Origin of the sequence: Xanthomonas sp. CPBF 426, from assembly GCF_903989465.1 — a bacterium.
In the GTDB taxonomy this organism is placed as follows: domain Bacteria; phylum Pseudomonadota; class Gammaproteobacteria; order Xanthomonadales; family Xanthomonadaceae; genus Xanthomonas; species Xanthomonas euroxanthea.
In genome coordinates, this window is record NZ_LR861805.1 from 504,818 (window position 1) to 523,761 (window position 18,944).

15 protein-coding genes, 1 other RNA gene and 1 pseudogene are annotated in these 18,944 nt (G+C 67.0%); 9 read left to right on the forward strand and 8 right to left on the reverse strand.

Annotated elements, in window-relative coordinates:
- The first annotated feature begins 172 nt into the window (after positions 1-172).
- From H7A87_RS02145 to H7A87_RS02155, 3 genes are all read left to right on the forward strand, one after another.
- A non-coding RNA gene (locus H7A87_RS02145) (sX9 sRNA) lies at positions 173-249 on the forward strand.
- A 242-nt stretch (positions 250-491) separates the two neighbouring features.
- On the forward strand, positions 492-1,901 hold the full coding sequence (locus tag H7A87_RS02150) for an FAD/NAD(P)-binding protein (protein WP_180496865.1): 1,410 nt from the start codon (positions 492-494) through the stop codon (positions 1,899-1,901).
- 524 nt (positions 1,902-2,425) lie between these two features.
- Complete coding sequence (locus H7A87_RS02155) at positions 2,426-2,857, forward strand: VirK family protein (protein WP_115675762.1); 432 nt, start codon at positions 2,426-2,428, stop codon at positions 2,855-2,857.
- 139 nt (positions 2,858-2,996) lie between these two features.
- Here the strand turns inward: H7A87_RS02155 and H7A87_RS02160 are convergent, their stop codons facing one another.
- Entirely contained in the window at positions 2,997-4,469 is a 1,473-nt protein-coding gene (locus tag H7A87_RS02160; RefSeq protein ID WP_119129402.1) for a TolC family protein, read from the reverse strand.
- Positions 4,470-4,557: 88 nt separating this feature from the next.
- On the opposite strand from H7A87_RS02160, the gene H7A87_RS02165 reads away from it, so the two are divergent.
- The 4 genes from H7A87_RS02165 to H7A87_RS02180 all read left to right on the forward strand — a co-directional run bounded on the left by H7A87_RS02165 (position 4,558) and on the right by H7A87_RS02180 (position 10,444).
- Positions 4,558-5,175, forward strand: coding sequence for a TetR/AcrR family transcriptional regulator (locus H7A87_RS02165; protein WP_119129403.1), 618 nt, complete (start codon positions 4,558-4,560; stop codon positions 5,173-5,175).
- 75 nt (positions 5,176-5,250) lie between these two features.
- On the forward strand, positions 5,251-6,399 hold the full coding sequence (locus H7A87_RS02170) for an efflux RND transporter periplasmic adaptor subunit (RefSeq protein ID WP_119129404.1): 1,149 nt from the start codon (positions 5,251-5,253) through the stop codon (positions 6,397-6,399).
- Entirely contained in the window at positions 6,396-9,503 is a 3,108-nt protein-coding gene (locus H7A87_RS02175; protein ID WP_104586298.1) for an efflux RND transporter permease subunit, read from the forward strand. The genes H7A87_RS02170 and H7A87_RS02175 overlap by 4 nt, the downstream gene beginning before the upstream one ends.
- 134 nt (positions 9,504-9,637) lie before the next feature.
- The gene (locus H7A87_RS02180; RefSeq protein ID WP_119129405.1) at positions 9,638-10,444 is read left to right on the forward strand and encodes an oxidoreductase; all 807 of its coding nucleotides are present in this window, start codon (positions 9,638-9,640) and stop codon (positions 10,442-10,444) included.
- A 331-nt stretch (positions 10,445-10,775) separates the two neighbouring features.
- Here the strand turns inward: H7A87_RS02180 and H7A87_RS02185 are convergent, their stop codons facing one another.
- Positions 10,776-11,531, reverse strand: coding sequence for an SDR family oxidoreductase (locus tag H7A87_RS02185; RefSeq protein WP_164739689.1), 756 nt, complete (start codon positions 11,529-11,531; stop codon positions 10,776-10,778).
- A 129-nt stretch (positions 11,532-11,660) separates the two neighbouring features.
- On the opposite strand from H7A87_RS02185, the gene H7A87_RS02190 reads away from it, so the two are divergent.
- Together H7A87_RS02190 and H7A87_RS02195 are read left to right on the forward strand one after the other, a co-directional pair.
- Positions 11,661-12,065 carry a helix-turn-helix domain-containing protein gene (locus H7A87_RS02190; protein ID WP_104649130.1) on the forward strand — a complete coding sequence of 135 codons (405 nt, stop codon included), beginning with the start codon at positions 11,661-11,663 and terminating at the stop codon, positions 12,063-12,065.
- A gap of 220 nt (positions 12,066-12,285) precedes the next feature.
- A complete protein-coding gene (locus tag H7A87_RS02195) occupies positions 12,286-12,618 on the forward strand; it encodes a DUF6172 family protein (protein WP_104649192.1) in 333 nt (110 codons plus the stop codon).
- A gap of 60 nt (positions 12,619-12,678) precedes the next feature.
- Here the strand turns inward: H7A87_RS02195 and H7A87_RS02200 are convergent, their stop codons facing one another.
- The 6 genes and pseudogenes from H7A87_RS02200 to pdhA all read right to left on the reverse strand — a co-directional run bounded on the left by H7A87_RS02200 (position 12,679) and on the right by pdhA (position 18,845).
- Positions 12,679-13,971, reverse strand: a complete 1,293-nt coding sequence (locus tag H7A87_RS02200) for a DEAD/DEAH box helicase (protein WP_119129407.1) — start codon at positions 13,969-13,971, stop codon at positions 12,679-12,681.
- 126 nt (positions 13,972-14,097) lie between these two features.
- Positions 14,098-14,382 (reverse strand): annotated as a pseudogene (locus H7A87_RS20755) (hypothetical protein).
- Positions 14,383-14,773: 391 nt separating this feature from the next.
- Positions 14,774-16,312, reverse strand: a complete 1,539-nt coding sequence (locus H7A87_RS02205; protein ID WP_119129409.1) for a dihydrolipoamide acetyltransferase family protein — start codon at positions 16,310-16,312, stop codon at positions 14,774-14,776.
- Entirely contained in the window at positions 16,309-16,692 is a 384-nt protein-coding gene (locus H7A87_RS02210; protein ID WP_104649133.1) for an SH3 domain-containing protein, read from the reverse strand. The genes H7A87_RS02205 and H7A87_RS02210 overlap by 4 nt, the downstream gene beginning before the upstream one ends.
- Position 16,693: 1 nt before the next feature.
- Positions 16,694-17,764, reverse strand: a complete 1,071-nt coding sequence (locus H7A87_RS02215) for an alpha-ketoacid dehydrogenase subunit beta (protein WP_166766449.1) — start codon at positions 17,762-17,764, stop codon at positions 16,694-16,696.
- A complete protein-coding gene (gene pdhA, locus H7A87_RS02220; RefSeq protein WP_104649134.1) occupies positions 17,757-18,845 on the reverse strand; it encodes a pyruvate dehydrogenase (acetyl-transferring) E1 component subunit alpha in 1,089 nt (362 codons plus the stop codon). Before pdhA ends, H7A87_RS02215 begins: the two co-directional genes overlap by 8 nt.
- Positions 18,846-18,944 lie beyond the last annotated feature (99 nt).

Here is an 18,944-nt window from a genome sequence, read left to right on the forward strand (position 1 = left end):
ATGGCGCGGTGCCCGGTGCCGCCGTTGCAGTGTTGAGCGCATCATTGCAATGTCTGCTGTCCGTTCCACTCTTCCACCGCTTCTGCCAACGAGGCGCTGGCCAGCGCGCGTAGCGGGCTGGCGATCTACTGCGCTCATCCCCAGGCGCGCGCGGCCGGTGCCCGGAATTGCCATGTGCCACGCGTGGACTCAGGTTCTGAGCGCGCCGTCCACACGTCCCGAGCGATTGCTCGCTACGTTTTGTCAGTCACCCTAATGGTGGTGCGCAGCACTGCGCTACGCGCCAGCTTGGAAGCCATGCACCGGCACCTGTCTGCGGTCGCGTGCGCTGTCATCTGCGTGCAACACGAGGTGCGTGCAGCTTGCGACGCAAGCCTCATCACCAAGCATGATCAGCTCATGCGTTTTCGGTTGTTCGCTACTAACCATTTGTTTACACGCTTGCATCGCGCTGCGGGCAAAACGTGCGGGTCATTCAGTGGGAGTTGCACATGGAAACCCATATCACCGTCATCGGTGCCGGCTTTTGCGGCACCGCGCTGGTCCGTGCACTGGCGCAGACGGCCGATGCGCAGGTGCGCATCACCCTGGTCGGCGTGGCCGACACCTTCGGCAGCGGCATCGCCTATGGCGCCGCACGGCCGGAGCACTTGCTCAATGTACGCGCCAAGGACCTGGGAATCGACGCGCAGGCGCCAGGCGCCTTCGCCGATACCTTGCACCTGGGCGACAGCGGGCGGCTGGAATTCCTGCCGCGGCTTGCCTATGGCGATTATCTGCGCAGCGAGCTGGATACCGCGGTCAGTGGCGCGCAGGCGTCGATCGTGCGGCTGTCGCAGGAAGCGGTGGCAGTGGAGCGTGCGCGCCAGGGCTTCCGCGTATTCCTGGCCAATGGTGACGCCTTCCACAGCGACCGGGTGGTGCTGGCGGTGGGCGCATTGCAGCCGCAGGCGCTGGCCGGCATCGGCCCGCGGCTGAGCGTGCATCCGCGCTATATCGGCTGGCCGTGGCAGGGCGATGCCCTGGCGCGCCTGGCGCCGGACGACGACGTGCTGATCGTCGGCACCGGGCTGACCATGGTGGACGTGGCATTGACCCTGCACACGCGCGGGCATCGCGGTCGCCTGCTGGCGATTTCGCGGCGCGGCCTGGCGCCGCAGGCGCATCTGCGCCAGCCGGGCGCGGCGCTGGAGTTGCCGCCGCATCTGCAGCGCGCACTCAAGGATGCCGACCTGCGCGGCCTGCTGCGCGGCGTGCGCCAGCTGAGCGCCGTGGTCGACGACTGGCGACGCGTGGTGGATGCCTTGCGCCCGCATCTGCAACCGCTGTGGCAGCGGCTGGAATTGTCGCAGCGTGCGCGCTTCCTGCGCCATCTGCGCCCGTATTGGGAAGTGGCGCGGCATCGGGTTGCGCCGGGCGCGGCGGAACAGCTGGCGCAATTGCAGGAATCGGGGCAGCTGCAGATCGTTGCAGCGCGGCTGCTGCGTGCGCGTTGGGTGCCCGACGGCGTGGAAGCGGTGATCCGCCCGCGTGGATCGGCCGACGCGCAGACCGCTCATTACGATGCGGTGATCCGCGCCACAGGGTTGGATACCGATATCGACCGCACCAGTGACCCGCTGATCGCCGGCATGCGCGAAGCCGGGCTGCTGCGTGCCGAGCCGCTGGGCCTGGGCGTGGACACCGATGCGCAACTGCGCGTGCGCGACGGTGCCGGGCAGATCGTGCCGGGGCTGTATTGCGTGGGCCCGCTGTTGCGCGGGCGTTACTGGGAAATCACCGCCGTGCCGGAGTTGCGCGTGGCCACGCGCGCCCTGGCAGAACGTCTGTTGCTGGGGGCGATGCCGGCGTTACAGCCAGAGCCGGAACAGGTGCCGCGCGAGGTCAATGGGCGTTTGTAGCGAGATGTGCGTTCATTCCGACGTTTTTACGGACGGCCGGGCGTTGAAGCTTCGACGATCGCGGGTTCCAGCCCTTCTCCCATCGGGAGAAGGTGACGCGCCCGCGCCGGATGAGGGTACGCGCGCAGCCTCGTGTGGTTAGAGGATTCTCTGAAAACGGTCATTCCGGTCGACGCGCCAGCCGTAGGAGCGGACCTGGCCGCGACTGGGGCGTGACCGGCACCCCGCGCAGCGCGTTACGCGTGCATCGGACACTTGCGTGATGCACATACCGTCTGCCGTGTGCCGTCTTTCCCCTGTCATTTTTTCTGGCGCGGAAGACGCCCGATCACACTGCAAGCAGCCTCTGCGCGCACGGGCATAGCCCGCATCCGGCAATCGCGTGCGCACTTCGCCAAACAGCGCAATCATGCCGCGTGATGCGTAGCGCAGCGCAACGGTGCAGACAGGACTAGGTCATGGTGATCGCCCTGGGCCGATGACCGTCCAGGGCGTTTGATTCCCCCGTCCGCCTGGAGTTCGCCATGCCCCGTCTTGCTCCCGCCACCTTGCTCGCCACGCTGTGCGCCTGTGCGCTGCCCGCCTGGGCCAGCGAATCGCTCAATACCCGTGCTGAAGTGCTCGCAGCCCTGGAATCCGGCTACGACGTCAGCCTGACCACCGACCTTGGCCGCTGCACACCCGAAGAAGGCACGCCCGTCACGCAGACCCGTGGCGGCCGCCATATCGAGGCGTACCGCATCACCGAAGACGGCACCGCCGCGTTCTCCGGCTCGCACTTCACCGTGGCCAACGACGGCAAGCCGATCCAGCAGTTCATGCGCTACCAACTGCGCCCGGATGGCAGTGTGCGTTTCACCACCTACATGTACGACCTGCCGGGCCTGCAGCAACGTGGGCCGGTGCTGGCGTATCAATGCACGATCAATCAAGGCATCCGCTTCCACGCCGATTGAGCGCGCTGCACCGTGACGGCTGCAGGCTGCAGTGCAGCGCCATCGCGTTGCCCTGCTGCCTGCAGCGGTCGGGCCGCGTGCCGATGCCATGCAATCGCCGCGGCTGGCGATTGCATGCTCGGGTCTTGCCTGGGTCACGTCACCGCGGTGACGACTGCTGTACTGCCACCGCCTCGGCGGCGCTGGATTGCCAGCCTCCGCCCAGCGCCCTGAAGGTGGCCACTGCGCTGCGCGCTGCATCCGTGCGCGCCTGCACCTGCGCATCGGACGCGCGCAGCAGCGTGTCGTCGGCATTCAGCACTTCGATCAGGCTGACCGCGCCTTTCTCATAGGCCAGGGCCGAGGCGCCACGCGCCTTGCCGAGCGCCTCCATTCCCTGCGACAGCACCGCGGCCTGCTGCTCGCGCTTGACCAGCGCGGTGAATGCATTTTCGACGTCCTCGGTGGCGCGCAGGACCGCCAGGCGATACGCCGCCAGTTGCTCGGCTTCCTGACCCTTGGCCTGGGCGATCTGCGCATTGATGCGGCCGAAGTCGAACAGCCGCCAGCGCAGCCCCAGCACACCGGACGACTGCGCGGCATCGCCGGTGAACAGGTTGCCGCCGGAGATGGCCGTGGCGCTGCCGAGCAGGCCGCTGAGCGAGAACTTGGGGTAGTACTCGCTCATCGCCACGCCGATGCGCGCGTTCGACGCTGCCAGCCTGCGTTCGGCGGCGATCAGATCGGGGCGGCGGCGCAGCAGGTCGCCGGGCGTGCCTGTGTCGGCGATCTGCGGTGCAAGCGGAATCGGCTTGGTGGCGGCCAGTTCCGCGCGGTGCGTGCCGGGCGGCACACCCAGCATCACGTCCAGGGCGTTCATCGCCGCGACCAGGCCACTTTCGATGCCGGGCACCGACGCCTGCGCCTGCGCAAGCGCGCCTTGCGCCTGGTGGAGTTGCAGCTCGGGCGCCAGTCCCTTGCCATGCAGCAGCGTCACCATCGACACCAGCCCCTGCTGGGTGGCGACCTGGCGCTGGGCCACCTCCAGCCGGGCCTGCAGGCCGCGGATGCTGATGTAGATATCGGCGGTCTGCGCCGCCACCGCCAGGCGGGTGGCGGCGGCACCGGCTTCGCTGGCCTGGTAGTCGGCCAGGGCGGCCTGGCGCCCGCGACGCAGGCCGCCGAACAGATCCAGTTCCCAGCTCGCGCCCAGGTTGGCTTCGTAGGTGCTGGCATAGCGGTCGAAGTTGGGCGTGCTGCTGAGCACCTGGCCAAGCGGCGTTTCCAGCGACTGGTAGGCGCGGGCCGCGTTGCCGCTGATGTTGCCCGACGGCAGCAGCGCGGCGGTGGCGGCAGTCAGCCCGGCGCGGGCCTGGGTGACGCGTGCGGTGGCCTGGGCCAGGTCCAGGTTCTGCGCCAGCGCCTGGGTGACGTAGCGGCTCAGGTCCGGGTCGTTGAAGCCGGTCCACCAGGTGGCCAGGTCGGCCTGCACGGTGGCCTGGCGTTCAGCCACGGCGGCCTGGCCAAGGTAGCGATCCGGCACGGGCGCGTCCGGGCGGGCGTAGTCGGGGCCGACCGCACAACCTGCGGCGAGGCTGGCGGCAATAAGCGCTGCAAGGGTGCGGAGTGGCATGAGGAGACCAAAATGGCGAAACGGTGAGTGACTGTAATACGAAATGGTCACTTTTGTAAGTCGGGGACGACAGCGCTAAGCTGTCCAAATGAACAAAGCATCCAGTTACCCAGTTGCGGGCCGGGGCCCGGTCGATCACGACGTGCGCGACCAGATCGTGGCCGCAGCAGCCGACCACTTCAGTCGCTATGGCTACGAAAAGACCGCCGTGTCCGATCTGGCAAAGGAGATTGGATTCTCCAAGGCCTACATCTACAAGTTCTTCGCCTCAAAGCAGGCCATCGGCGAAGTCATCTGTGGCCAGTGCCTGCAGGAAATCAAGCTCGAGACGGCCGCGGCCGTTGCCCAGGCAACGACGCCGCAGGAAAAATTACGCAGTCTTTTCAAGGTGGTAGTCAACGAAAGCCTGCGCCTGCACGCACGCGGACCGAAGCTGTACGAGATTGCCACGTCTGCCTCGATCGAGCGGTGGCCCACGGTCCTCGTCTACGAAGCGCAGCTGCAGGCGCTGCTGCAGGAGATCCTGGTGGAGGGGCGTCTGAGTGGTGACTTCGAGCGAAAGACGCCGCTGGACGAGGCGAGCCGGGCGATCTACCTGGTGATGCGGCCATACATCAATCCGCTGCTACTGCAGCACAGCTTGGAGTACGCCGAAGAGGTCCCGGCGCTGTTGTCGAGTCTGGTACTGCGCAGTCTGGCGCCATAGTTCGTTTGTGACTATTGACTGATTTGGTCACAAGTCTCAAGATGCGAGCCATCAACAGCTCGCTTTGAGACGACCATGCTGCCGCGCCTCCCGATTCCCTTCGCCCTACTGTGTGTTCTGCCGCTGGCGCTGAGCGCCTGCGGAGGCAATGCTCCTGCTGACCCGCGGACCGCCGCGCCGCTGGTCCGGGTGGCCAGCGTCGCGTACGCCGACGCAGGCACGCGCAGTTTCTCCGGCACCGTCGCCGCGCGGGTGCAGAGCGATCTGGGCTTCCGCGTCGCCGGCAAGGTGTCCGAGCGGCTGGTCGATGCCGGCCAGCGCGTCAAGCGTGGGCAGCCGCTGATGCGCATCGACCCGGTGGACCTGCAACTGGCCGCGCGTGCGCAGCAGGACGCGGTGGCCGCTGCCCGCGCCCGTGCCCTGCAGACCGCCGAAGATGAAGCCCGTTATCGCGACCTGCGCGGCACCGGCGCCATCTCCGCCTCGGCCTACGACCAGATCAAGGCGGCCGCCGATGCGGCCAGGGCGCAGCTGAGCGCCGCCCAGGCCCAGGCCGATGTCGCGCGCAATGCCAATCGCTACACCGACCTGCTGGCCGATGCCGACGGCGTGGTGATGGAGACCCTGGTCGAGCCGGGCCAGGTGGTTGCTGCCGGGCAGCCGGTGGTGCGCCTGGCGCATGCCGGGCCGCGCGAGGCGGTGATCCAGTTGCCGGAAACCCTGCGCCCGCAGGTTGGCTCGGTGGCCCAGGCCACCTTGTTCGGCAACGCCGCGGTCAGCGTGCCGGCCACCTTACGCCAGCTCTCCGAGAGCGCAGACCGGCTCACCCGCACCTTCGAGGCGCGGTACGTGCTCAACGGCGCGCTGGCGCAGGCGCCGCTGGGCACCACCGTCAGCGTCCGCGTGCCTGCCGGCACCGCCACCGGAACCCAGGCCGGCCTGCAGGTGCCGCTGGCCGCGGTGTTCGATGCCGGCAAGGGGCCGGGCGTGTGGGTCATCGCCGGCAACCCGACCCGGGTGAGCTGGCGGCCGGTGACCGTGCTGGGCCTGGACGATGACCATGCCAATGTCGCCGGCAAGCTGGGGCGTGGCGAGCGCATCGTCGCGCTGGGCGCGCACCTGTTGCGCGACGGCGAGCGGGTGCGGGTCGCCAACACGATCGCGCCTGCCAATGGCAGCGCGACCGGCGCCAAAACCGCGTCCGCGGCAGGAGCGCAGCCGTGAGCGAGGGCCGATTCAATCTCTCGGCACTGGCGGTACGCGAGCGCTCGATCACGCTGTTTTTGATCTTCCTGATTTCGTTGGCCGGCCTGGTCGCATTTCTCAAGCTGGGCCGCGCCGAAGACCCGGCCTTCACCGTCAAGGTGATGACCATCGTGACTGCCTGGCCGGGTGCCACGCCGCAGGAAATGCAGGACCAGGTGGCCGAGAAACTCGAAAAGCGCCTGCAGGAACTGCGCTGGTACGACCGCAGCGAAACCTATACGCGCCCCGGCCTTGCGTTCACCACCTTGACCTTGCTGGACAGCACGCCGCCCAGCCAGGTGCAGGAGCAGTTCTACCAGGCACGCAAGAAGGTGGGCGACGAAGTCGGCAACCTGCCGGCCGGCGTGATCGGGCCGATGGTCAACGACGAATATGCGGACGTCACCTTCGCGTTGTTCGCCCTCAAGGCCAAGGGCGAGCCGCAACGCCTGCTCGCGCGCGATGCCGAGACCCTGCGCCAACGCATGTTGCACGTGCCGGGCGTCAAGAAGGTCAACATCATCGGCGAACAGCCCGAGCGCATCTTTGTCGAGTTCTCGCACGAGCGCCTGGCCACGTTGGGCATCAGCCCGCAGGACGTGTTTGCCGCGCTCAATGCGCAGAACGCCTTGAATGCGGCTGGTTCGGTGGAAACGCGCGGGCCGCAGGTGTTCATCCGCCTGGATGGTGCGCTCGACAGCCTGCAGAAGATTCGCGACACCCCGTTGGTGGTGCAGGGCCGCACCCTGAAGCTGTCGGATATCGCCACGGTCAAGCGCGGCTACGAGGATCCGTCCACCTTCATGATCCGCAGCGGCGGCGAGCCGGCGTTGTTGCTGGGCATCATCATGCGCGATGGCTGGAACGGGCTGGATCTGGGCAAGTCGCTGGACAGCGAAGTCAGCGCGATCAATGCCGAGCTGCCGCTGGGCATGACCCTGAGCAAGGTCACCGACCAGGCGGTCAACATCGACGCATCGGTCGGCGAGTTCATGACCAAGTTCTTCGTCGCATTGCTGGTGGTGATGCTGGTGTGCTTCGTCAGTATGGGCTGGCGCGTGGGGATCGTGGTGGCGGCGGCGGTGCCGTTGACGCTGGCGGCGGTGTTCGTGGTGATGCTGGCCACCGGCAAGAACTTCGACCGCATCACGCTGGGGTCGTTGATCCTGGCGCTGGGCCTGTTGGTGGACGATGCCATCATCGCCATCGAGATGATGGTGGTGAAGATGGAGGAAGGCTACAGCCGCGTCGCCGCATCGGCGTATGCGTGGAGCCATACCGCCGCGCCGATGCTGTCCGGCACGCTGGTGACCGCGGTCGGCTTCATGCCGAACGGCTTTGCCGCCTCCACCGCCGGCGAATACACCAGCAACATGTTCTGGATCGTGGGCATTGCGTTGATCGTGTCGTGGGTGGTGGCGGTGGTGTTCACGCCCTATCTGGGCGTCAAGATGCTGCCGGACCTGAAGAAGATCGAAGGCGGCCACGCCGCGATGTACGACACGCCGCGCTACAACCGCTTCCGCGCTGCGCTGGGGCGCGTCATCGCGCGCAAATGGCTGGTGGCCGGCTCGGTGGTGGGGCTGTTCGTGCTCGCGATCGTTGGCATGGGCATCGTCAAGAAGCAATTCTTCCCGATCTCCGATCGCCCCGAAGTCCTGGTCGAAGTGCAGATGCCGTACGGAACCTCGATCAACCAGACCAGCGCGGCCACCGCCAAGGTCGAAGCCTGGCTCGCCAGGCAGGACGAAGCCAAGATCGTCACCGCCTACATCGGGCAGGGCGCGCCGCGCTTCTTCCTGGCCATGGGCCCGGAGTTGCCGGACCCCTCGTTTGCCAAGATCGTGATCCGCACCGATGACCAGCACCAGCGCGATGCATTGAAGCTGCGTTTGCGCAAGGCCATTTCCGAAGGCCTCGCATCCGAAGCACGCGTGCGTGTCACCCAGCTCACCTTCGGCCCGTACTCGCAGTTCCCGGTGGCGTACCGGGTCAGCGGGCCGGACCCGCAGGTGTTGCGTGGCATCGCTGCGCAGGTCAGGCAGGTGATGCAGGACAGCCCGATGCTGCGCACCGTCAACACCGACTGGGGCACGCGCACCCCCACGCTGCATTTCACCCTGGACCAGGACCGCCTGCAGGCAGTGGGGCTGACCTCGACCGCCGTGGCCCAGCAACTGCAGTTCCTGCTCAGTGGCGTGCCGGTCACGCTGGTGCGCGAAGATATCCGCAGCGTGCAGGTGATGGCGCGTTCGGCCGGCGACACGCGCTTCGATCCGGCGCGCATCGCCGACTTCACCCTGGCCGGCGCCAATGGCCAGCGCGTGCCGTTGGCGCAGGTGGGCAAGGTGGATGTGCGGATGGAAGAGCCGATCATGCGGCGCCGCGATCGCGTGCCGACGATCACGGTGGGCGGCGATGTCGACGACCAGCTGCAGCCGCCGGATGTCTCGGCCGTGATCACCAAGCAATTGCAGCCGATCATCGAAAAACTGCCCAGCGGGTATCAGATCAAGGAGGCGGGTTCCATCGAGGAATCCGGCAAGGCGACCACCGCGATGCTGCCGCTGTTCCCGATCATGCTGGCGGCCACCTTGCTGATCATCATCCTGCAGGTACGCTCGATCTCGGCGATGGTGATGGTGTTCCTGACCAGCCCGCTGGGCCTGATCGGTGTGGTGCCGACCTTGATCCTGTTCCAGCAACCCTTCGGCATCAATGCGCTGGTGGGCCTGATCGCGTTGTCGGGCATCCTGATGCGCAACACGCTGATCCTGATCGGGCAGATCCACCACAACGAGACCGAGGGTCTGGACCCGTTCCAAGCCCTGGTGGAAGCCACCGTGCAGCGCGCCCGGCCGGTGATCCTGACCGCGCTGGCGGCGATCCTGGCGTTCATCCCGCTCACGCACTCGGTGTTCTGGGGCACGCTGGCCTACACGCTGATCGGCGGCACCCTGGCCGGCACGATCCTGACGCTGGTGTTCCTGCCGGCGATGTATTCGATCTGGTTCAAGATCCGCCCCGATACCGGCAACGGCAACGGCAGCAGCAGCACCGCGGCGGTTGCGCAGCACGCCTGAGTGCCATGGGCGACGGCGGCCATGCTGCCGTCGCCTTTGGCTATAGGGCGCTTGTCATCCTCGCGTTCGATCCGCGCGCCGCCAACGGCTGCGCACCTGGCCGGCGCTCTTCCCTCATAGATAAAGGAATTACCATGCAACAGCAGTCCGTTGTGCTGATCACCGGTGTGTCCTCCGGCATCGGCCGCGTTGCCGCAGAGCGCTTCGCCCAGCGCGGCTGCACCGTCTACGGCAGCGTGCGCGCGCTTTCCGGCGCCGCGCCGCTGGCCAATGTGGAATTGGTCGAGATGGATATCCGCGACGCTGCCTCGGTGCGGCGCGCCGTCGACGGTATCGTCGGCCGCAGCGGCCGCATCGATGTGCTGGTCAACAACGCAGGCAGCAGCCTTGTCGGCGCAGTGGAGGAAACCAGCCCCGAAGAAGCTGCTGTGCTGTTCGATACCAACGTGCTGGGCATCCTGCGCACGGTCCAGGCGGTGGCACCGCACATGCGTGACAAGCGCCGGGGGCGCATCGTCAATGTCAGCTCGGTGCTGGGTTTCCTGCCGGCACCGTACATGGGGGTGTATGCCGCTTCCAAGCACGCGGTGGAAGGCTTGTCGGAAACGCTGGACCATGAGCTGCGCCAGTTCGGCATCCGGGTGACGCTGGTGGAGCCGGCGTACACCAAGACCAGCCTGGGCAGCAATTCGCCGGTGGCGCAGAGCACCATCGCCGAGTACGACCGCGAACGTGACATGGTTGGCCGTGCGGTCACCGGCTACATCGACAATGCGCCGGGACCGCAGGACGTGGCCACCACCGTGGTGGAGGCCGCACTGGGCAAGTGGCGCATGCGTCGCACCCCGCCCGGCCAGGCATCGCTGCTGAGCAAATTGCGCCGGTTCATGCCCGCCAGTGCGGTGGATGGCAGTTTGCGCAAGCAGCTTGGGCTGAGCTGACGCACCTAGCGCGCCTGCGGGTGGATGCGTGACACCTTGCGCGTCGACAAGCACTGCGCGTCGCCGGGCAGATGCGGGTGGTGCCTGCAATCGCCACGCACTGCCTGTCCATCGCCGGCCTTGCGTGTGTCGCCCCACCCATGTGAGGCGACCCCTCAACGCTTGGCAGCGGCGGCTAGGTCAACCGCGTGCCGAGCGATGACCAACGCACCGATTTCGAGCACCGACCTCGCCCGGGTGGCGGTGCGCACAGGGGGTTTGCTAGCTGCTCCGAAGCGTCGCGTGCCCCATGCCGCCGGGGAGCCGGCTGCATGGAGTGGTCGAGCATCCGTTACACCTGGTCGGTGGGCACCACATACACTTCGGCAATATTGACGTTCGCCGGTGCCTGCGCTGCGAACAGGATGGTGTCGGCAATATCCATCGGATCCAGCATCCGCACCGTGCCGGCATAACCGGCCATCATTGCCTGATATTCCGCGCTGGTGGTCTGTGCCGGAAGCTCGGTTGCAACGATGCCCGGCTGAATGCTGGTGACGCGGATGTTGTGCTTCTTGCCGACTTCCATGCGCAGGCCTTCGGTGAACGCGGTCACCGCAAACTTGCTTGCCGAGTACACCGCAAATCCCTGGCCAAAGACCTTGCGCCCGGCGATCGAGGAAGTATTGAAGACATGGCCGGAATGCTGCTTGATCATCTGCGGCAGCACCGCTGCGGCCACGTTGAGCACGCCTTTCACGTTGACATCGATCATCTGTTCCCATTCGTCGGTATGGAAGTCATCGATGCTGGACAGCGGCATGATGCCGGCGTTGTTGACCAGCACATCGATGGCGCCGTAAGCGGCGATCAGTGCTGCGACGCCGGCTGTGACCGAGTCCTTGCTGGCGACATCCATTTCCAGCACGACGGCCTGGCCGCCCGCCTGCTCGATGTCTGCCTTCAATGCCTGCAGCCGGTCGATGCGACGTGCGGCAAGGCCCACCTTCATTCCTGCCGCTGCGAGTTTCTTGGCCGTTGCGCTACCGATGCCGCTGGAGGCGCCGGTAATCAGGGCCACTTTGCCGTGGAGCTCATTCGTTGACATGGACAGTTTCTCGCTGGTTGTCGATACGGGATTGGACGCGGCGATACCGCGTCCAGTCGGTTTTCAGTACCGGCGAGATGATATCCATCCTATACTTAGTTTCAATTACGCACTTTGAGGTAACTAGATATGGCCGAGGAAACCGCTGCGCCCTGCGACCTCTATCGCATCTCGGATATCCGCACCGTGCTGGAGCCGATCGCCAACAAGTGGTCGATCATGATCATGACGGTGCTGTGCAACGGGCCGACGCGCTTCAATCAGATCAAGCGGCAACTGGACGGGGTGACGCACAAGTCGCTGACCGAAGCGCTGCGGCGGCTGGAGCGGATCGGCTTGATCAGCAGGGAAGTGATTTCCTCGTCTCCGGTGGCCGTGCAATACCGGCGCACGCCCTTGGGCGACACCCTGGAAGCGCCGATGATGGCGCTGCTGCACTGGTGCCAGGACCACGCCGATGAGGTGATTGCGGCCGAGCAGGCGTTCGTCGCGGGCACGCAAGCGCTGGCGCCGGCAACGGCAACGGTGGGGTGAGGGACTGCGGCTGATGCACGTGTGCGTGATGACGAGTTGAGGTGACGGAGGCTTGCACATGGTGCTGCCTGGCATCGGCGTGCACCCCGGCACGAACGCGACCACGCAATCGAGCGCATGCACACGCAGGTGCCTGCTCGGTCCACGCCAATGGCCGGCGATTCACCCAGAGTGGCCGCATGGCCTCACAATAGGCGGCCAGTTCCCAACCGATGTCGCCATGCGCAAGACCTATCAGCTCAACCTCGAAGGCAAGAACCGCGATCGTCTGCTGGAGTCCAGCAAGCACGATATCCGCAAGTACATCCGCCGCGAGCGCCGCAAGGATTTGCCCGAAGGCGCGGATTACTGGGACTTCGACATGCGCTTCGGGGCGGACGAGGCCAGTGCCGCGCCGCTGCCGCCGGCCGAGCTGATCCGCTCGATCAATGCGCTCACCAGCGAAGGTGGTGAACAGTTCTTCGTGGAAATCCTGCGCAAGCCCGGCAAGCGTACCCCGCGTGCGGATGGCGACAACGCGCCGGGCGGCGAGCTGGATTTCGAGCAGGACTGAGGCATCGTCGCACCGTCCACCTTCGCGTGACGACGGCGCGTCAGGTGGCACTCCCCGCTGTCAGTCGGGCTTGCCAGCCTGCGTCGCCGCCGCTGCGCGTTGCTTGTCCTTCTTGCTCGGCCGCCTGCCCTTGATGCCGCCGTTGTCGTCCGGAGCGCGCGCGCCGTCATTTGGCGTCTGCGTCGCAGGCGCAGTTGCCGCCAGGGTCGGCTCGAAACCGGCAACCACGCTGGTGGGCACGCGCAGGCCCTGGCGTTTTTCGATCAGGCGCCATTGCGGCTGGCTCTCTGCGGTGATGAAGCTGATCGCAAGGCCGCTGGCGCCTGCGCGCGCGGTGCGGCCGATGCGGTGGGTGTAGTCCACCGTCGAACGCGGCAGGTCGTAATTGACCACTGCCGGCAGCGCATCGATATCGATGCCGCGCCCGGCCAGATCGGTGGCCACCAGCACCTGCAGCTCGCGCTGTTTGAAGGCATGCAACGTACGCTCGCGGCGGCCCTGGCTCAGTTCGCCATGCAGCGGTTGTGCGGCGATGCCGGTCTTGGTGAGTTTTTCGGCAACTTTCTCGGCGGTGTGCCGGCTGGCGACGAATACCAGCACATGCGACCAGCCATGCTCCTGCAGCAGGTGGCGCAACAGCTGCGTGCGTTGGCCGGCGTCGACGGCGATCGCGCGTTGTTCGATTGCAGGCGTAGCTTCCGGGGTGGCATCGACGGTGATGCGTAGCGGGTCGCGCAGGCGCCGCTTGGCCAGCGAGGCGATGGCGGGCGGAAACGTGGCCGAGAACAGCACGCTCTGCCGTTGCGCCGGCAGCAGGGCCAGGATGCGATCGAGCTCGGCGCCGAAGCCCCGTTCGAGCAGGCGGTCGGCTTCGTCCAGCACGAGCGTGGCAACCTCGCCCAGGCGCAGCGCGTTGTGATCCACCAGGTCCAGCAACCGGCCGGGCGTGGCGACCACGATATCGGCACCACCGCGCAGGGCAAGCAACTGCGGATTGATCGAACTGCCGCCGGTGGCCGCAACGATCTTGAGCCGCCGCGGCAGATGCGCGGCCAGTTGGCGCAAGGTGTCTTCGACCTGCGCGGCGAGTTCGCGCGTGGGCACCAGCACCAGCGCGCCGAGCACGCGCGGGGCAACATCCGGCGCCAGGCAGCGTTGCTGCAGCAGCGGCAGCGCATAGGCCAGCGTCTTGCCCGAACCGGTCTGCGCCATCGCAATCAGATCCCGGCCCTGCAGCATCGGCGCAATCGCCTGCTGCTGGATCGGCGTGGGCGTGTGGTGGCCGGCGCGTGCCAGCGCGGTGTCGAAGAATGGCTGCAGCTGCGGCGACAGCGAAAGATGGGCAAATGACATGGACCGATTATCCAGGCATTTGCACTGCAATGGTCGGTGAGACCCATGCGGGGCCGCCGCGGGCACTGCGTCGGTGGGTGGGCAAGGGCCCTGCAGCCAACGCGCAGCGTCGAGTGCGCGGTGCCCTCACCGCTTGCGGGACACGCCGTGAACCCGTCCCTGGGGGCTCGGTGGCGGCATCCATGCCGCCACACGGTCCGCAATCGGCGAGGGCACCGCACCAGACAGTTGGCCGGCTGCTGGCCTGCAATGGAAAATGGCGGAAGGTCGAGCGAACGCCCCGTTATCCAAACAGTGCACGTCATGCATTGCTTGCACCCGCACACCGACCATCTCGACAGGTCCTTGCCCGCTCACCGTCGCGGGACCTTACGCGGCATGGATGCCGCGTAAGAGCCTCCATGGATGGATTCACGGCGTGTCCTGCGATGGTGGGCAGGCGAGGGCCCTGCAGAAATCCCGCAGATCGGCTGCTCTGCAACTGATCCATCCGCAGTGTTCAAGCCTCATCGGGGCACGACGCAAAGCGACCACTACTTCGACCAAGGCGTCATTCCGCCGCGGTCAGATGCTTGAAAAAAAACGGTGGGTCGACTGCGCGGCGCCCTTACCGAGCGGCGCCCTCAACCGATCGTGTGACACGTCGCGACTTCATCCATGGATGGCGACATGGTGGCCTGCTGCCAACGGTCCCCAAGCAATGCGTGCACTGCAGGCGCCGCCCCGGTCGCGTGCGGATGAGATCCGCAAGACCTGCCGGGCCCACCTGGCGGTGGGCGCCGGTCGTCTTGCTGTCCGCGCGTTAGTTGGCCAGCGCCAGATCGTCCAGCAGCGCACGCAGGAAACGCGCGGCTTCGCCGCCGGTGGCGGCGCGGTGGTCGAAGGTCAGCGACAGCGGCATCACCTTGTGGGTTTCCACGCCGCCCATCACCGGGGTGAGCTGGTAGCGCGCGCGCCCGGCGGCGACGATGGCCACGCATGGCGGCACCACCACCGGAGTGGCGTAGCGGCCGGCGAACATGCCGAAGTTGGACAGCGAAATGGTGTAGCCGCTGAGTTCCGATGCGGCGATGCTGCGGGTTTCCACCTGCTGGCGCAGCCGGTTGACGCTCTCGCGGATGCCGTGTGCGTCCAGCATGTCGGCATTGCGCAGCGCGGGCACGAATAGGCCTTCTTCGGTATCCACGGCAATGCCGATATCGACCTGGGGGTGCAGGGTGCGGCTGAGTGCCTCGCCGTCGAACCAGGCGTTGAGCGCCGGCACCGCCTGGCAGGCCCGCACGATGCCGCGCACCAGCCGCACGGTGACGTCGTTGCCGGGCTGCCAGGCGTGGATGTCGGCATCGTCGTTGAGCGTGGTCGGTACCACCTTGCTGTGCGCATCGGCCATGACCCGCGCCATGTTGCGACGCACGCCCTTGAGCTGTTCGGGTTGGCCCTTGACGCTGGTGCCGGGCGATTGGGTACGCATCGGCTTGCCGCTGGCCGACAGCGACGAGCGGGCGGTGGTGCCCTCATCCGCCCTGCGGGCACCTTCTCCCGCAGGCGGGAGAAGGGAACGCGCGTTGCCATCCGAATGGTTCGCGTTGTTGTCCGAAGGATGCACGCTACCGTCTGACTGGTGCGCGTTGTTGCCTGCGGTCGCTCCGCCGCCAGCGGCGGTCCCTCGGCCACTGGCCGATGAGGTCGACACGCCCTGCGCGCCGGCTGAAAGCCGTGCGGTGCCTGCTGCTGCGGCCTGCTTCACATCCGCCATCGTCACCGTGCCGTCCGGGCCGGTGGCGCGCACCTGTGCCAGGTCCACCCGCAGCTTGCGCGCCAGCGCACGCACCGCCGGCATCGCGCGCACGCCGCCGACGGCAATCGCCTGTTCGCTCTGCACCGCGTTGGAGCTCTGCATCGCACCGACCACCGTGCCGGCGTCGTCGCGCTCGCTCTGGCCACTGGCGTCGGCGTCGGCGATCTCGCCGCCGTTGTCGGAGGCGACCACGCGCGCGGTCGGGCCGGCCGCGCTGTCGCCGGTGCTGGGCGTATGCGTGGGTGCAGGGCCATGCGAGTGGCCGGTGTCCTGGCCGTCGGCGCGCTGCGGCTGCGAGGCGTCCAGCGCGAACTGCGCCAGCATCGCGCCGGTCACGATCACATCGCCAGCGGCACCGGCGAGCTTGGTCACGGTGCCGGAGAACGGCGAGGGCACCTCGACCACCGCCTTGGCGGTCTCCATCGAGACCAGCGGATCGTCCAGGCGCACGCTGTCGCCTTCCTTGACGAACCATTCGACGATGGTGGCATCGGGCAGGCCTTCGCCCAGGTCGGGCAGGTGGAAATTCTTGGCTTCGCTCATGGCAGGTTCTCTTGCGCCGCAGGCAGTGGCGGCGTGGTGTCGTCGAGGAGTTCGAGGTCGGCAGCCGGCAGCCAGCCCTGCATGCCATCGGCACGCTCGGACCACCACCAACCGCCATGTTCGTAATGCAGCAACACGTCCTCGCCCTGTTGGGCATCGAGTTCGCGTGCGTCGTAGTCGCGCAGGGCTTCGGCCTGGCCGTCGCCCAGAGGGCGCAGCCAGGCCACCGGGGCCCAGCCGGCATGACCGTCGCCGGTGTTGACCCAGGCGAAGGCCGGCCATTCCTCGTCGCGCACGCCGATGGTCACGTGCTGGCCAGCGTGGAAGCGGATCGGGTTGGCGTACGCGGCGCGGTAATCGCAGAGCAGACGGGCGCGCATGTCAGCCGGCAGCCACCGCGCGACGGGCGGCGGTGACGATGCGCTCCACGCTCGGCAGGTACTTCATTTCCAGCCGGAACAGCGGGATATGCGTGTCGTAGCCGGTGACGCGTTCGACCGGTGCGAGCAGGTCGTACATCGATTTTTCCGCCAGCTGCGCGGCGATCTCCGCACCGAAGCCGGCGGTGCGCGGGGCTTCCTGCACGATCACGCAGCGGCCGGTCTTGGCCACCGATTCGGCGATGGTGTCGAAGTCCAGCGGGCGCAGCGTGGCCACATCGATGACTTCGGCGCTGATGCCTTCGCCAGCGAGTTTGTCGGCCGCTTCCAGCGCTTCCTTGACCTGCGCGCCCCAGGTGACCAGGGTGACGTCGGTACCGTCGCGCAGCACGAAGCACACATCCAGCGGCAGCGCTTCGCCATCGTTGGCGACCACTTCCTTGTACTGGCGGTAGATGCGCTTGGGCTCCATGTAGATCACCGGATCCGGGTCGCGGATCGCGGCCAGCAACAGCCCATAGGCGCGCTGCGGCGAGGACGGCAACACCACGCGCAGGCCGGGCACGTTGGTGAAGATGGCCTCGTTGGCTTCGCTGTGATGTTCCGGCGCGCGGATGCCGCCGCCCCACGGCACCCGCAGCACCATCGGGCAATGCAGGCGGCCGCGGGTGCGGTTGCGCAGGCGTGCGGCATGGCAGATCAGGTGATCGACCATGGGATACACGAAGCCGTCGAACTGCGCTTCGGCCACCGGCTTCATGCCCTGCGCGGCCAGGCCGACGCTCAGGCCGGCGATGGTGGTTTCGTCCAGCGGCGTGTCCAGCACCCGCTCGCTGCCGAAGCGTTGCTGCAGGCCGGCAGTGGCGCGGAACACGCCGCCGTTGACGCCGACATCCTCGCCCAGCACCAGCACCGCAGGGTCGTGTTCCAGCTCCCAGGCCAGCGCCTGGGTGATGGCTTCGATCAGGGTGATGGGCGAACTCATGGCACTCTCTCCGCGCGTGGCTGCGGCGTTGTAAGGGGCACTGGCCTGCTGTGTCGCAGCCAGGTGTGACTGGTTGAGCTCATCCATGACGGGCCTCCTGCGCCATCACCTCGGCGCGCTGGGCCAGCAACTCGGCCGGCGGGTCGCCGTAGAGGTAATCGAACATCGCTTCGACCGGCTGCACCGGGGTGTTGAGATAGGCATTGACCTCTGCGTCCACGCGCGCACCGCATTCGGCCTTCCATGCGGTTTCCTGCGCCTCGTCCCACAGGCCTTGCGCGGTGAGATAGCGGCGCAGGCGCAGCAGCGGCTCGCGCGCCCAGCCCTGCTTGACCTCTTCTTCGCCGCGGTAGCGCCGCGCGTCGTCGGCGGTGGTGTGATCGGACAGGCGATAGGTCAGGAACTCGATCACCGTGCCGCCGTCGCCGGCCAATGCGCGCGCGCGCGCCTGGCGCATCGCTTCGAGCACCGCGATCAGGTCGTTGCCATCCACCTGCAGGCAATGCAGGCCGCCGGCCAGGCCCTTCTGCGCCAGCGTCTGCGCACCGGTCTGCGCCGAGCGCGGCACCGAGATCGCCCAGCCGTTGTTGATCACGCACAGGATCAGCGGCAGTTTGTAGGCACCGGCCGAATTGAGCGCGGCATAGAAGTCGGTCTTGGAGCTTCCGCCATCGCCACAGCAGGCCACCGCGACCTGCGGCTTGCCCCGCAGCTTGAACGACAGCGCCGAACCGGCCGCATGCAGGCACTGGGTGGAGATCGGCACGCAGATCGGGAAGTCGATCGCCGCATCGGCATCGCGCGGATAGTCGCTGCCGCGTTCGTCGCCGCCCCAGTACAGCAGCACATCGCGCGGGCGCACGCCGCGTTCGAACATGGTGCCGTACTCGCGATAGCTGGGCGCGAACACATCGCCACTGCGCATCGCCGCGCCGATGCCCACGTGGGTGGCTTCGTGACCGAGGCAGGCCGCATAGGTGCCCAACTTGCCGGTGCGCTGCAGCGCGACCGACTTGCTGTCGAAGGTGCGCACGAACAGCATGCGCTTGAACAGGGCGAGCAGCTGTTGCGGGTTGGCGGCGTCGGCCGGCAGGTCGTCGCGGACGATCTGGCCGTCCGCGTCCATGTATTGCAGATATTCGATCTCGAACTGCGCGGCTACGCTCATTGCGGCGACACCTTCACCAAGAAGTTTCAAATGATATGAGTTGCGATGTTAAGGACCACACAGCAAAAAGCTGTCCTGCACCGCAGCACACAATGATGC